This window comes from Nocardiopsis oceani (assembly GCF_054777395.1).
Window position 1 is genome coordinate 63,168 of the sequence record NZ_BAAHAR010000006.1, and the last position, 14,950, is coordinate 78,117.

A 14,950-nucleotide genomic window follows, 5' to 3' on the forward strand; every position below is an offset into this window, starting at 1 on the left:
CGAATAGTTCCAGGTCAGGGCAAACCGGATCTACAACTGGAGTACTAGACGAGTACTTCCAAGGGGTAACGGTCGGCTGCTCCAACGCAGACCTTTCGATTGGTCCCCCGGAGGTCTTCTGTCCCGGCCGGTACCTTCCCGGCAACCGTCCGGCGCGTCGCACTATTGGCAGGGTGCCCGAGGCCGTCGAACCCGTCAGGGGGAGTGGGCGGGCGCGTAGGGCGCCCCGGGCGGCTCAGATCTCCCGGTGGCGGCCCAGGTCAGCCAAGCGTTCACCCTCGGCGAGCCCGGCGGCGAGGTCCTCCTCGGCGAGCAGGGCCCGGACCGCCTCGAACACCCTCCGACCGTCCGGATGGGCCGCGGACTCGGGAACGGCGTGAAGTGGCCCCTCACTGGTCGGCCCCGGCGCCCGGGCTGCCCAGGCCGCACCGAGGTACCGGCTGGCCCGCTTGCCGTCACCGGCCCGGGCCCAAGCGCCGGCCAAGCCTTCCAGGGCCGGTGCGGCCATGGGCGGGGAGCCGGTACCGAGAGCCAGTTCGAGTGCCTCGCCGTGCGCGGCCAGGGCAGCCGCCACATCCCCGTCCGCCTCGGCCAGAAAGCCCCGTTCCACGAGGGCGACCGTGTGCAGCGCCGACACGGGCGCCTGGCCGAACAGCTCGAACCAGCCGCGGAGCCGCTCCGCCGCGCGTTCGTGCTCGCCCTCCAGCCTGGCCCCGGTGACCAGACCCAGCACGGCGTGGCACTCGCCGTAGACCTCCCCCATCTCGACGGCCGTGGTCCGCGCCCGCTCGTGCATGCGAGCGGCCTCGCCGTAGTCGTCCCGCTCGCGGTCGCCGCGCAGGAGGAGGACCCGGCCCAGAGAGGAGAGCCAGAAGCACAGCTCGCCCCGCATCTCCAAGCCTTCGGCCAGCTCCAGGGCCTCCCCCGCGATCCGGACGGCCTCCTCGTATTCCCCGCGCACCTCCGCGTCGCGGCACAGGACGGAGTCCGCGCGCAGCCGCCCCCACCCGCTGCCGAGCGAGCCGAACAAGTGCCATGCCCGCTGTGCGGCCGCCTTGACCTCGGCGTACTTACCTCGGAGCTGGTCCAGCTGGGCGTTGGAACACAGGGCCCGGGCCAAGCCCCACGTGTCGTCGTGCTCAGTCAGGACGGGCAGTGCGGCACCCAGGTGTTCCTCCGCGGCGGCCAGCTCACCGACCTCTACCAGGAACGAGCCCACCTGTTGCTGTGCCCTGGCCCGGTCCACGGGGTCCTCGTCCGCGTCGAACTGCTCCACCGACCGCCACGCGGCGCCCACGGGGTCGTCGGTGGTGGCGAGGAACACCTCCAGCAGGGTCCGTTCCGTGACAGCCCTGGCCCGGTGGACCGGGATGCCGCCGTCCATCTCCAGGACGGTACCGAGATCCCGGTAGGCCGCCCCGAAGCGGCCGCGCAGCCAGCGGTGCCAGGAGGTGGCGACGGCCAAGCGCAGGGCCTCGTCGGTGCGACCGGTAGAGACCGCGTGGTCGAAGGCCGTACGGATGTTGGCGGTCTCGGTGTCCAACCGGCGCGACCAGGCCACCTGATCGGGTCCGCGCAGCCCGGTGTCCGCGCGTTCGGCGAGGTCCAGGTAGTAGCTCAGGTGCCGGTCGCGTACGGCCCCGGCCTCGCCCGCCTCCACCATCCGCTGCTCGGCGTAGCCGGCGACGGTCTTCAACAGCCGGTAGCGCAGACCCCCGCCGTCGTCCGCGGCGACGACCAGGGAACGGCCGACCAGCCTGGCCAGGGGTTCCATCACTTCGTGGGCCTCGATCCCGTCGCCAGCGCACACCGCCTCCGCCGCGAGAAGGCCGCATCCGCCCGCGTGGGCCGCGAGCCTGCGCAGGACCAGGCGTTCGGGTTCGGTCAGCAGGTCCCAGCTCCAGTCGACCACCGCCTGCAGGGTCCGCTGCCGGTCGGGGACCCCGCGCGCACCTCCGGCCAGCAGCCCGAAGCGGTCGTCCAGGCGCGCCGCCAGCTCCTCCACACCGAGCGCGCGCACCCGGTTGGCCGCCAGTTCCAGGGCCAGGGGCAGTCCGTCCAGCCCGCGGCAGATCACGTCGACCAGCGGGCGGGTCCGTTCGTCCAGGGTGAAGCGGGGTGCGGCCGCACGTGCGCGTTCCACGAAGAGCCGCGTCGCACCGGGTAGGCGGCCCTCCCCCGGATCCCCCCGTCCGTCGGGGTCCGCTGGGAGTTCCAGGGGTGACACCTCGAGGACGGTCTCACCGGGAACGGTCAAGGGCTCACGGCTGGTGGCCAGACAGTGCACGGTCGGCGCCTCGGCCAGCAACCGCCGCACCAGGTCGGCGACCGCGTCCACCACGTGCTCGCAGTTGTCCAGCACGATCAGGGTCTTGGTGGATCGGAGCGCCTCCGCGAGCAGGGTGACGGGGCCCCTGCTCCCGGTCCCGCCGACGTCGGTGTCGCGGAGCCCCGCCGCCGCGGCGATCGTCTCGGCCACGCTCGCCTCCTGGTGGACCCCGGGAGGCAGTGCGCCCAGCTCCACCCACCAGACCCCGTCCGCGAAGGCCGGTCCGAGCTTGGCCGCGGCCTCCAGCGCGAGCCGGGTCTTGCCCACACCACCGGGCCCCACCAGGGTCACCAGCCGTTCCGACACCGCCCCGGCAAGGACGTCCTCAGTGTCGCGCTCCCTGCCGATGAGGGCGGTGGCCGGTGCGGGGAGGTTGGTTCGGGGGCGCGGCGGTCGGCTCTCCGGGGGCTCGCCGGCCTTCTGTGGCCCCCGGGGGCCATGCGCGTCGGGGTCGGCGCCGAGCACCGGGTCCTGCCGGAGGATCTCCCGGTGCAGCGCGGAGATCCGGCGGCCGGGGTCGGCGCCCAGTTCCTCAGCCAGCTGGTGCCGCAACCGTTCGAACACGGCCAGCGCCTCGGCCTGGCGGTCGGAGAGGTAGAGGGCCCGCATGCGCAGCTCCTGCACGCTCTCGCGCAGCGGCTCGGCCCTGGCCGGTTCGGCAAGCTCGTCGACGACCCTGCGGTGTTCACCGAGCGAGAGCCGGGCCTCGGCCCGCTCCTCCACGGCGCCCGCGCGATCCTCCTCCAACGCGGCGGCCACCGCTTCAGCGAAGGGCACGTCCACGAACCCCGCCAGCGCCGGCCCCCGCCACAGGTCGAGCGCCTCGGTCAGCGCCTCGACCCGTTCCCACCCCGAGAGCTCACGCGCCCGTTCCCGAAGCTCACGGAAGCGCCAGGCGTCCACCTCCCCGCTGTCGACTGCCAGCCGGTATCCGGCGGCCGAGCGGACCACCCTGGCGCGCCCGTCGGGTTCCACCCCGTCCAGCACGGTGCGCAGCTTGGACAGGTTGGAGCGCAGCACGCGCTCGGGGTTCGCGGGAGGGCGGTCCCCCCAGAGGTCGTCGGCGAGCGTGTCCGCACCGACCGGACGCCCCTCGCGGACCAGCAGCCCGACCAGCAGCGTGCGCACCTTCGCCTCGGGGACCGGGACCACCACTCCGTCGTCGCGCCGTACCTCGAGTGCCCCCAGAACCCCGATTCGCATGCGTTCAGCCTAGGCCTCCGGGCAGCGGGGATCGAGTGGGATTTCGACGGGCGCCCCGGGCCGGGGCCTTTCCGAAACCCCTCCGGGCGAGAGTGCGGTCAGTTCGCAACGACACCAGGAAAGGGGCAGACATGCCTCCCCACACACCCACCCACCCGTCCGGAACGGCCAGAACCCCGACACGGTCGGCCGGGGCCCGCGAGTGGACCGGGCTCGCCGTCCTCACACTCCCGGTCCTCCTGCTCGCGATCGACCTCACCGCCCTGCACCTGGCCCTGCCGCACCTGGCCGCGGACCTCGCCCCGACCGGCGCCCAACAACTGTGGATCCTCGACATCTACGGCTTCATGATCGCCGGGTTCCTCATCACCATGGGCACCCTCGGCGACCGGATCGGCCGCCGCAAACTCCTCCTGACCGGCGCCGCGGCCTTCGGGGTCGCCTCCGTGGCCGCTGCGTACTCCACCAGCCCGGAGATGCTCATCGTCACCCGGGCCCTGCTCGGTATCTCCGGCGCCGCCCTGATGCCCTCGACCCTGTCGCTGATCCGGAACATGTTCCACGTGCCCCGGCAGCGCGCCCTGGCGATCGCCGTCTGGGGTGCCGCCTTCTCCAGCGGGGCGGCGATCGGCCCGCTGGCCGGGGGTGCGCTACTCGAGTGGTTCTGGTGGGGGTCGGTCTTCCTCATGGGTGTCCCGATCATGCTGTTGCTGCTGATCGCCGGACCGCTCCTGCTGCCCGAGTACCGCGACCCCGAGCCCGGCCGTCTCGACCTGACCAGCGTGCTGCTGTCGCTGGCCGCGATCCTGCCGCTTGTGTACGCGGCCAAGGAGGCTGCTAGCAGCGGCTGGGGGTGGCCGACCGTCACGACCCTGGTGGCGGGTGTGCTGTTCGGGTGGTGGTTCATCCGCAGGCAGCGGAGGCTGGCCAGTCCGCTCGTGGACCTGAGCCTGTTCCGGAACCGGCCCTTCTCCGTGGGCCTGGCCAGCATGATGCTCGGCGCGCTGAGCATGGGCGCCTTCGTGTTCCTGTTCGCGCAGTACCTCCAGCTCATCCACGGTCTCACCCCGCTCCAATCGGGACTGTGGATGGTGCCCTTCGCCGCCGCCAGCGTGATCGCGTCGATGTCCACACCGGCTATCGGGGCGCGGCTCGGCACTCCCAACACCGTGTCCCTGGGGCTGGCACTCTCCGCGACCGGCTTCGCGGTCCTCGCCCTGGTCTCGGCCGACTCGCCGCTGGCGCTGATCGTCACCGGCTCGATGGTCCTGGCCGTCGGCCTGGCCCCGTTGATGGTCCTGGTGATCGACCTGGTCATCTCGTCCTCTCCCAAGGAGAAGAGCGGTTCGGTGTCGTCGATGTCCGAGACCAGCTCCGAGCTCGGGGTGGCCATGGGCATCGCCACCCTCGGCACCGTCGTCAGCGCGGTCTACCGCCACGTGATGGCCGGACCCCTTCCCTCAGGCGTGCCACCCGAGGCCGCGGACGCCGCCCGGGACAGCCTCCCCAGCGCGGTCGCCACCGCCCAGAACCTGCCCGCCGAGACCGCCGACGCGCTCATTTTCCAGGCACGGGAGGCCTTCATGACCGGTATCACCGTGGTCGGTTACACGGGCGTCGCCCTGCTCCTGGTACTCGCCGCCGTCACAGGGCTCTTCCTCCGACCCGCCAAGACCATCGGAAACAACGAGATCAACGAGAACAACACCCTCAAGGAGAAGGCATGAACCCGCAGCAGACCAAGAAGTTCCAGGTCGCGGTCATCATCGGCAGCACCCGCGACCGCCGTTTCGGCCCCGTCCCCGCCCACTGGATCGCCGAGCAGGCTCGTAGGCGCGAGGATCTGACCGTGGACGTCATCGACCTCCAAGAGGCCCAACTACCGGACGTGATCGCCGCCCGCCACGAGGAACGGCCCACCACCGAGGACGACCCGGGCGTCGCCAACGTCCGAGAACTCTCCACGCGCCTGGCCGCGGCGGACGCGTTCATCGTCGTCACTCCCGTCTACAACCGGGGCTACCCGGGGACTTTGAAGAACGCCATCGACTGGTTCTTCGAGGAGTGGGCGGCCAAGCCGGTCGGCTTCGTCTCCTACGGGGGCATCGGCGGCGGTATCCCCGCCATCGAACAGCTCCGCCAGGTGTTCAACGAGGTGCACGCGACCACCATCCGCGAGGCGCTGAGCTTCGCGCAGTTCTGGGAGTGCTTCGACGCCGAGGGACAGCCCATCCGCCGCGAGGCCACCCTGGGGGCGGCCAAGGAATTCCTGGACCGCCTCACCTGGTGGGCCCGCGCCCTGCACACCGCCCGCGAGGACCATCCCTACGAAGTCTGATACTAAATCTGACACGAAGTCTGATCAGGGGATCTGACGAGGAAATGAGGAAACGCGAGGCGCCGAGGGCGTTCGGGGACGTTCGGGGACGGCCTCGGCGTCCTGTGCGTCTGCCGCCTCATCAAGCATGTGAGTGCACTGAGGTTGAATTAATTCCTGGGGTTCCTGGGTTCCTGGGTTCCTACAGCCCTGATTTCTGTGTTCTTGGATTTCCGGATTTCCGAATTTCCCTGTTGTGACGGGGGTTTGCCTTCCGGGTTGGGGTGTCCTCCTTTCCCGCCGCCCGATTGTGGCCGTCTCCGCTACGCGCCTCAAGGTCGACGCCATCGAGCGCTTCGCGCATCAACGGCGCTCCACCTTGACCCGCTCCGCTACGACGGCAGGTTGGCGTCTATTGGGAAAGGGGGACGCATGGTTGAGGTCCGAGCGGTCCCGGCCTCCGGCCGGGCAACCCCGGTCGGCCTAGCGGCCGATACCTGCCACTCCACCGGAGCGATGACGGGTCGGGTGTCACGGCCGGTCAATCTGAGCTGCGAAAGCCGAGCCCCGAACAGCGCGGCCTGCGGCCGGGTGGTCCCCTGCGCCGGAGCACACCGGTTAAGGGTGTCACGGCCGGTCACTGTGGGCAGCGCGCAGCACCGGGGCGCGCCCTGTGGTGGGGCGGGGAACCCTCCGGTTGGAAGCACTAGCGGGGGTGAGGTTGCTTTTGGGCAGGGGTCTGGGCTGGGTCAGGGTCCCCGTCCGAGTCCTTACCCTTGTTGTTACTTCCCCGGTTGCGGTGGGAGGGGCGGCCCTGCCAGGTGGACTGGTCGGGGTTGGTCTCCCGGCGGTACTTGAGCCGGTTGTGGTCTGAGCAGAGTGGCTGGATATTGTCCGCGCTCGTGGACCCGCCAGCGGAGAAGCTCCTCTTGTGGTCGGCCTCTGAGTCGCTGGCCGGGGTGTTGCACCCCTGGTACCAGGCGCAGGTGGTGTGACCGAACATCCCCGCGTCCCGCAGAGCGCCCGTGGCGTTGCGCTGGGTACGGCCCACGTCCAACACCGTCTCCCCCTTCGGGGAGGTGATCATCCGACGCAGCACACTGTTGGGGGCCAGGGCACGGATGGCGGCCATGGAGACCACCTGCCCGTCCTGGGTCTTCGCCGGACCCGCACCCTCACCCTGGAGGCCGAGGAAGGTGGGCAGGGGCACCATGATGTTGATCATCGCCACCGCAGCACGCTTCCGACCCTTGTTACCGCCCTTGCCGCCCTTGCCCTCCCCGGTACCGGCCTCGGCGCCCTCAGCGCTCTCGCTGGGGTCGGTGGGGTTCTGGGCGGACCGGACCAGGTTCATGAACGCGTCATACATCCGCTCCGAAGCCGACACGTGCAGCCTCTCGGGGTCATACTCCACCTCGTGGGCCTTGAGCTCACGCTGGATCTCCTCGGCGTGCTCACCCGGACCCCAGAGCTCGAACAGGAAGGACGCATCAAAGGTGCGCACCAGGCGCGCACCACGGGCGTCGAAGGCAGCCTGGTACTGCTCTTCCACCACCGCGGGGTTGTACTGGGCCAGCAGCTCCCGGCCCAGCCGGGCGATGTGGGAGGTCGACATCGCCGGCTCCTTGGCCTTGGAAGCCACGATCCCGGCCTCCATCATCTGCCGGAAGATGCCCGCGTCCGGGTAGTGACCGGTGTTGCGCGCCCCCACCGCCCTCTCAGCGGCCCGGCACACCGCCACCGCCTCACCGATCGACAACAACCCGGAGTCCAGGCCTTGGCGGGTGGCGGGCAGTTCCTGGGCGAACAGGCGGCGGGCCAGCTCGGCGCGCCCGTTGGCCTCAACGGGGACCATGCCCACCGAGTGGATGAGCCAGTTCTGCACCGACCTCTGCCCACCCGCCTCCAACAGGGTCCCGGCCGCTTCCAGCTGGGCCAGGCGCAGCAGCATCGCAAGCTGGGCCTGTTCCATGTCCTCGCACACCTGCGAGATCACGTCCAGGACCTCACCGGCCGCACCCGCCGGAGGCACCTCACCCATTTCGGAGGCGATCTTTCCCCGGGCAGCACCCATGGCGGCCACGGCGGGAGTATTGCCCGCCGTGTTCCCGCACTGCCCGAAAGAAGAAGCCATGCCCTAAGGATATCAACAACGCCCCGAAAATGACCTATCCCGGGGGTGATAAAACCCTTACCCGACCACCCTAGCCTGCCTTTCTCTTTCCCCAAAGAGAAGCCCCAGAAAAGGGGCTCGACCCCCTGTGCGCATTCTCGGGCAAAGCGGACATATGCACACCATAATGGGAATGATCTTGCCCCTGGTTCCACTCTCGACGGCCGAGGGTGGAGACAGGGGCAAGATCATCGGGGTTTTCGCCGCGCGCATTGACCAGCCGCGACCCCCGACCCGTCGACGCTCCGGCGCAGGGGCAGGAATCGGCCGCCAGGCCGCGCTGCTCGGGGTTCGCAGAGCACAGTGAACAGCCGCGACACCGCCAGGCGTCAACGCTCCGGCGGAGTGGCAGGCATCGGCCGCCAGGCCGACAGAATGAGTTTTTCGGGCGAAGCCCGGAATGGCTCGGACCTCGACCACCCGGCCCCTCTTTCCGATAGCCGCCAACCTGCCGTCGGAGCGGAGCGTGTCAAGGTGGAGCGCCGTTGACGCGCGAAGCGCTCGATGGCGACGACCTTGACGCGCGTAGCGGAGACGGCCACAATCGCGCGGCGGGAAAGGAGGGCACCCCTAGCCAAACTGGGAACCCAAACCAGCAGCAATCCCCAGAGCACAACGTGCGAGTCTCCAACCAACCCGGGGGAATTCACGGCCGTTCCGGGCAATTGTGGGCCTTACCGGTGGCAAACCCGCGTGCAAGCGCGTGGAAGCGCGTGAGCGAAGCCGCGCTCGACCGGCTGACAGGCTGACAGGCTGACCGCCTGACCGCGGCTGGGCTCACTACCTGACCGCGGACTGGCCCTCGCCGTGGACGGTCTTTCGAGGGCACGGCCGCCCCTCACGAAACCAGGGATTCCAGGACGCGGGCTTCCTCGGGGCTGAGGTGTCGGGCGAAGCGCTCCGACAGGCTCCTCCGGATCCAAGACCCCGCCGCGGCCGCGTCACCGTACTCGATCAGGTCGACCAGCATCCGGTCCCTGCGCAGCGAATCCCACGCGCCGTCGGTGTCTCCCCCGTCGGTGTCTCCCCCGTCGTCAGTGCCGACCCCACTGTCGGCAGCGTCCTCCTCCAGGAGGTCGGCGGCGATCAACCGGACGATCGACTCGCTGATGGCCTGACCAGTGGTGATGAGCAGCTGGTTGCCCGTGATGCTCCAGATGCGCTGGTGCAGCGCCGCGTCGGCGCGGGCGAAGCTCTCTCCCCCGTCCTCGGCGGCGCGCTCCATGTCCGCGAGCCTCTCCCTGAGGGCGGTGACGTCCTCGTCGGTGGCGCGCTGGGCGGCGATCGCGCAGGCCGTCCCCTCGAGCCCCATCCGCATTTGGAGGAGGTCTCCGAAGCCGCTGCCTCCCAGTCGCACCATCTGGGTGAGGTCGCGTTCCAGCAGCTTCGCCGTCGGGCGCAGAATCCGGGGTCCGGACCGCCCGCCCGGCCGCAGTTCGAGGAGGCCGCGCGACTCCAGGACCCGTAGGGCCTCCCGCACGGTGGAGCGGCTCACGTCGAACTGGTCCATGAGCATGCGCTCGCTCGGCAGGTGGTCACCGGGGACCAGGCGGCCGCTCAGGAGCGCGCTCTCCACCTGGTCGACGATGCGTTCGAAGGTTCTGACGCCGACGGCAGGACTGAACTGGATGCTCGACGCCATACTCTCCTCCACTGCCGGCTTGGGGGCACCGACCCGTACGTACTCCATCATGGTGCCAGGTAGATCGCTGGGAACAACTGGTCGGACCAGTCTTGCGTCCAGAGATCCACCGGTTGTTAGATGGACCACACACTATGCGCCAAGCGGACGACGACCGTGCGAGAGGGGCCATGCCGGAACCACACAACACCCCGCCGACCCAGGTGTCCCGGCGCGGCCTCCTGCTCGCGGGTCTCGGGCTCCCCTTGCTGCTGACCTCCTGCCGGGCCGGACACACCGCCATCGCCGACCCCGCGGAGAGCGCCGAGGGCGCGGTGGTGCTCGCGCTGACCGGCGCACCCACCAGCCTCGACTTCACCCGCACCGACGGGGTCGCCATCCCCCTGGTCCTCATGGGCAACATCTACGAGGGCCTGGTCCGGATCAACGATTCGGGCGGGCTCGACCCGCTCCTCGCCGAGGACTGGACCGTCTCCGACGACCGCCTCGTGTACACCTTCACGCTCCGCACCGGGGTGACCTTCACGAACGGGGCGCGGTTCGACGCCGAGAGCGCGGTGTTCAGCATCGAACGCGTCAAGTCCGAGGCCTGGACCAACGGGCTCTCCGCCGCCATGGACGTGGTCGCGTCGGCGACCGCCGAGGACACCCACGTCCTCAGGGTCGAACTCACCGAGCCCAGCAACCAGTGGCTGTGGTTCATGGGCACCCTGATCGGCGCGATGATGACCGAGGACGGGGTCGACGACCTGGCGACCGATCCGGTCGGGACGGGCCCGTTCACCGTGGACCGATGGGCGCGGGGCCAATCCCTCGGGTTCGTCGCGAATCCGGACTACTGGGGCGAACCACCCGCGTCCAGCGCGGTGACGATCCAGTACTTCACCGACACGACCGCGAGCACAAATGCCCTGCAGGCCGGTGACGTCGACGCCGTCTACGACATGCAGTCCCCGGAGCTGACCGCCGTCCTGGAGGAGGACGACGACCTCGTCACAGAGACCGGCGCCACCAGCGGCCAGATCCTGCTGTCGATGAACAACCGCGTCGCCCCCTTCGACGACCTGCGCGTCCGGCGGGCGGTCATGTACGCGATGGACCGCCAGGCGATCATCGACACCGCTTGGGGCGGCTTCGGCGACGACACCGGCGGCGCCCCCGCCCCGCCGACCGACCCCTGGTACGTCGAGTCGTCCCGCTATCCCCACGATCCGAGCAAGGCCAGGGAACTGCTGCGCGAGGCCGGGCAGGAGGACCTGCACATCACCTTCAAGGTCCCCACCCGCCCCTACGCCCAGCAGATCAGCGAGATCGTCGTCTCCCTGCTGCGCGAGGTCGGTATCACCGCCACCATCGAGGCCGTCGAGTTCCCCGCGCTGTGGCTCGACGAGGTCTTCGGCCGCCACGACTACCAGATGAGCGTCATCGACCACGCGGAGGCGCGCGACCTGCCCGTGCTCTTCGGCGACCCCGACTACTACCTCGGATTCGACGACGAGCGGACGCGTGACCTGCTCGCCCGGGCGGACCGCGAACCGCCGGAGGAACAGACCGAGCTGATGCGAGCCGCCGTAGAGCGCATCGTCGACCAGGCCGCCTCCGACACCCTGTTCATCTTCCCGAACATCGTCGTGCGCCGCCGCAGGCTGCAAGGCCTCCCGGCCAGCCGCCCCACCGACGAACTCCTCCTCGCCGGGGCCGTGAAAGGGGAGGGCTCGTGATCAGGGCAGTCGGCGGACGGGCCCTGCGCTTCGTCCTCACCCTCTTCGCCACCTCTGTGCTGGTGTTCGCCTTCATGCGGGTCCTCCCCGGGGACCCCGCCGAGGTGGCGCTGGGCACCGGTGCGACGGAGGAGGCTCTGGAGCAGACCCGCGCCGAGTTCGGCCTCGACCGTCCGCTGGTCGTGCAGTACTGGGACTGGATCTCGGGCATCCCGTTGGGCGACTTCGGGGTCTCGTTCATCACCGGGGAGGACATCAGCCCCATCGTGCTGGACCGGCTGAGCGTCAGCCTGATCCTCGTGGTCTGCGCGATGGCCCTGGCCCTGGTGGTCGCCGTCCCCCTGGGCGCCTGGGCCGCGGCTCGGCACCGGCGCGCCGACGGCATCGCGATCAGCGCGGGCACCCAGTTCGGTATCGCCGTACCGAACTTCCTCGTCGGCATGCTGCTGGTGGTGGTCTTCTCCCTGGGGTTGGGGTGGTTCCCCGCCAACAGCTGGATGCCCCCGGCCTACGACCCCGCGCAGTTCGTCCTGCACCTGGTCCTGCCGGTCGTGGCCCTGGCGGCCGTCCAGGCGGCCATCATGACCCGCTACGTCCGCACGGCCATGTTGGAGGTCATGGGCGAGGACTGGATGCGCACGGCGCGGGCGAAGGGGCTCTCCCGGTTCCAGGCGCTGCGGCGGCACGGTCTGCGCAACGCCGCACTCCCGGTTCTGACGGTCAGCGGCATCCAGCTGACGACACTGGTCATCGGGGCCGTCGTCATCGAGCAGGTCTTCGTGATCCCCGGTATCGGCTCGGAGCTGTTGGAAGCTGTGGCGACCCGCGACCTGCTCACGGTGCAGTCCATCGTCATGCTCCTGGCACTGATCACCCTGACCGTCAACTTCACGGTGGACCTGCTGTACCTGTTGCTCGATCCGCGCACCGCGGTCCGGAGGTGAGGACATGAGTGGAACGGACCCGGAAACCGTCGGCGCCCCCACGGATACGGAACGCCCGTCCGGCGGGCGCCTCAGGCTGATCCGCGGGCTGCCGGCGACCGGCAAGGTCGGTCTGGTCATCGTGGCGGGCATCGTGCTGGTCGCGCTCGTCTCCCTGTTCTGGACACCCTTCGACCCGCTGCAGGCGGACCCGGAGAACCGGCTCAGCGGGTCGACGGGGCAGCATCCGCTCGGCACCGACCGGTACGGCCGCGACGTCCTCTCGATCCTCATGGCGGGAGCGCAGGTCACGCTCATGGTGGGCTGCGTGGCCGTCGCGATCGCGGCGCTCATCGGTACCCCGTTGGGCATCCTGGCCGCGATGCGGCGCGGTTGGATCGAAGAGCTGATCATGCGCGGCGCCGACATGATGCTGGCCTTCCCGGCCCTGCTCCTGGCCATCATGGCCAGCGCGGTCATGGGGGCGAGCACACTGTCGGCGATGGTCGCCATCGGGCTCGCGGCGGGGCCGGGCTTCGCCCGTGTCGCCCGGGCGGGAACCCTCCAGGTGATGTCCTCGGACTTCATCCTGGCCGCGCGCGGGGCCTCGCAACCCGAGGCGCGCATCGCCCGGCGGCACGTCCTGCCCAATATCTTCGACCTCGTGGTGATCCAGGCCTCGGTCACCTTCGCCCTGGCGATCCTCGCCGAGGCCGCGCTGAGCTTCCTGGGCCTCGGCACACCGCCGCCCGAACCCTCGTGGGGGCGCATGCTCCAGGGCGCCCAGGACTACCTGGCGGTCGCACCGCATCTGACCGTCTGGCCCGGCCTGGCCATCGCGCTGGCGGTACTGGGATTCAACCTGCTGGGTGACGGGCTCCGCGATGTGCTCGACCCCAAGATGAGAGGACGGCGATGACCACCACGGCCGAGCACGGCACCGAGGCCGTCCGCGACGACGCTCTGGTGACGGTCACGGGGCTACGGGTCGACACCGATACCGACCGGCTGGTCCATCCCCTGGACCTGACCATCCTCGCCGGTGAGCGGGTGGGGCTCATCGGCGAGTCCGGCTCCGGGAAGTCGCTCACCGCCTTGTCCCTCATGGGGTTGCTTCCCGACGAGCTGCGGCACGGCGGCACGGTAGCGCTGCGCGACGCCTCCGACGACCTGCTCAGCGCGCCCGAGCGGGAGCTGTGCGCGCTGCGCGGGCGGCGGGTCTCGATGGTCTTCCAGGAGCCCATGACCGCCCTGAACCCGCTGATGCGGGTGGGAAAGCAGGTCGGCGAAGTGCTGGCACAGCACCGGACGCTGCCGAACCGCCGCGCGGTGCGCGCCCGAGTGGCCGAGTTGCTCGCATCGGTGCGCCTCCCGGAGCCCGAGAGCCTCCTGCGGGCCTACCCCCACCAGCTCTCAGGCGGACAGCGGCAGCGCGTCATGCTGGCCATGGCCTTCGCCAACGACCCGGACCTGCTCATCTGCGACGAACCCACCACCGCCCTGGACGTGACCGTCCAGCGCCAGGTCCTCGACCTCCTGGACGAAGCGGTCCGGGACCGCGGCACCAGCCTGCTGTTCGTCTCGCACGACCTGGCCGTCGTCGCCGACACCTGCGACCGGGTACTCGTCATGCAGCACGGCCGCATCGTGGAGTCCGGCCCCGTCATGGACGTGCTCACCGAGCCGCGGCACGCGTACACCAAGCGCCTGCTCAGCGCCTCCCGGCTCGCACCGGCGGATGCGGCGAACGCGGAGAGCGCGGAGAGCGCGGAGAACGCGTCGGACACAGCCGCGAACGCACCGGCCGAGTCCTCCGACCAACCGCTGATCCGGGCGCGGGACCTCCACCGCACCTTCAGGTCACAGCGCCGGACGGTGCACGCCCTGCGCAACTTCGACTTGGAGGTCCGCACGGGCGACCGGCTCGGTATCGTCGGCGAGTCCGGTTCGGGCAAGACCACCCTGCTGAAGATCCTGGCCGGCCTCGACCGCCCGACCTCCGGGACGGTGTCGGTCGGCGGCATCGACGTCGCCACGTCCTCGAAGCGCTCCATGCGCCGGCTCCGCGAACGGCTGCAGACGGTCTTCCAGGACCCCATGGGTTCGCTCGATCCGCGCATGACGGTGCGGGAGATCGTCGAGGAACCGCTCCTCGGGCACCGGAACGCGGCCCCCAAGCCGCAACGGCACGAGAAGGTGGCACGGTCGCTGGAGTCCGTGGGGATCCCCGCCTCCGCCGCCGAACGCTACCCCCACCAGTTCTCCGGTGGACAGCGGCAGCGGATCTCCATCGCGCGGGCGCTCATCACCGACCCGGACGTCCTGGTCGCCGACGAGCCGGTGAGCGCGCTCGACGTGAGCGTCCAGGAACAGGTGCTCGACCTCCTGAACAGGCTCGTGGACGAACGCGGGCTGACCCTGCTGATGGTCTCGCACGACCTGGCCGTCGTCCGGCACCTCTGCGACCGGGTCGTGGTGATGCGCCACGGTGAGATCGTCGAGACCGGAACAGCGGCGCGGATCTACGCCGACCCGCAGGAGGCCTACACCCGGACCCTGCTCGAAGCGACCCCGACCCTCGACCGCGTTCTCGCCGGGAAGCGGGCACAGGAGGGTCAACGGGAGCAGGAGTAGCAGGGCCG

General features: G+C 70.2%; 9 protein-coding genes. 6 read left to right on the forward strand and 3 right to left on the reverse strand.

All coding sequences use genetic code 11. The features are described 5' to 3' along the window. Positions 1–235: 235 nt before the first annotated feature. Complete coding sequence (locus ACYVDG_RS04720; RefSeq protein WP_460747046.1) at positions 236–3,532, reverse strand: AfsR/SARP family transcriptional regulator; 3,297 nt, start codon at positions 3,530–3,532, stop codon at positions 236–238. A 131-nt stretch (positions 3,533–3,663) separates the two neighbouring features. On the opposite strand from ACYVDG_RS04720, the gene ACYVDG_RS04725 reads away from it, so the two are divergent. Beyond that, positions 3,664–5,259, forward strand: coding sequence for an MFS transporter (locus ACYVDG_RS04725; RefSeq protein WP_460747047.1), 1,596 nt, complete (start codon positions 3,664–3,666; stop codon positions 5,257–5,259). Continuing rightward, the gene (locus ACYVDG_RS04730; RefSeq protein WP_460747048.1) at positions 5,256–5,870 is read left to right on the forward strand and encodes an NADPH-dependent FMN reductase; all 615 of its coding nucleotides are present in this window, start codon (positions 5,256–5,258) and stop codon (positions 5,868–5,870) included. Before ACYVDG_RS04725 ends, ACYVDG_RS04730 begins: the two co-directional genes overlap by 4 nt. A gap of 685 nt (positions 5,871–6,555) precedes the next feature. Here ACYVDG_RS04730 and ACYVDG_RS04735 read toward each other — a convergent pair. Both ACYVDG_RS04735 and ACYVDG_RS04740 read right to left on the reverse strand, forming a co-directional pair. Then, the gene (locus ACYVDG_RS04735; RefSeq protein WP_460747049.1) at positions 6,556–7,983 is read right to left on the reverse strand and encodes an HNH endonuclease signature motif containing protein; all 1,428 of its coding nucleotides are present in this window, start codon (positions 7,981–7,983) and stop codon (positions 6,556–6,558) included. 877 nt (positions 7,984–8,860) lie between these two features. Beyond that, a complete protein-coding gene (locus tag ACYVDG_RS04740; RefSeq protein WP_460747050.1) occupies positions 8,861–9,664 on the reverse strand; it encodes a FadR/GntR family transcriptional regulator in 804 nt (267 codons plus the stop codon). A 170-nt stretch (positions 9,665–9,834) separates the two neighbouring features. Here ACYVDG_RS04740 and ACYVDG_RS04745 point away from each other — a divergent pair, with 170 nt between their 5' ends. The 4 genes from ACYVDG_RS04745 to ACYVDG_RS04760 are packed head-to-tail and all read left to right on the forward strand — an operon-like array spanning position 9,835 to position 14,942. Further along, positions 9,835–11,385 (forward strand): ABC transporter substrate-binding protein, encoded by a 1,551-nt coding sequence (locus ACYVDG_RS04745; protein ID WP_460747052.1) that lies wholly within the window; start codon positions 9,835–9,837, stop codon positions 11,383–11,385. Next, on the forward strand, positions 11,382–12,329 hold the full coding sequence (locus ACYVDG_RS04750; protein WP_460747054.1) for an ABC transporter permease: 948 nt from the start codon (positions 11,382–11,384) through the stop codon (positions 12,327–12,329). Before ACYVDG_RS04745 ends, ACYVDG_RS04750 begins: the two co-directional genes overlap by 4 nt. A 4-nt stretch (positions 12,330–12,333) precedes the next feature. Continuing rightward, a complete protein-coding gene (locus tag ACYVDG_RS04755) occupies positions 12,334–13,227 on the forward strand; it encodes an ABC transporter permease (RefSeq protein ID WP_460747055.1) in 894 nt (297 codons plus the stop codon). Beyond that, positions 13,224–14,942 (forward strand): dipeptide ABC transporter ATP-binding protein, encoded by a 1,719-nt coding sequence (locus tag ACYVDG_RS04760; protein ID WP_460747056.1) that lies wholly within the window; start codon positions 13,224–13,226, stop codon positions 14,940–14,942. The genes ACYVDG_RS04755 and ACYVDG_RS04760 overlap by 4 nt, the downstream gene beginning before the upstream one ends. Positions 14,943–14,950 lie beyond the last annotated feature (8 nt).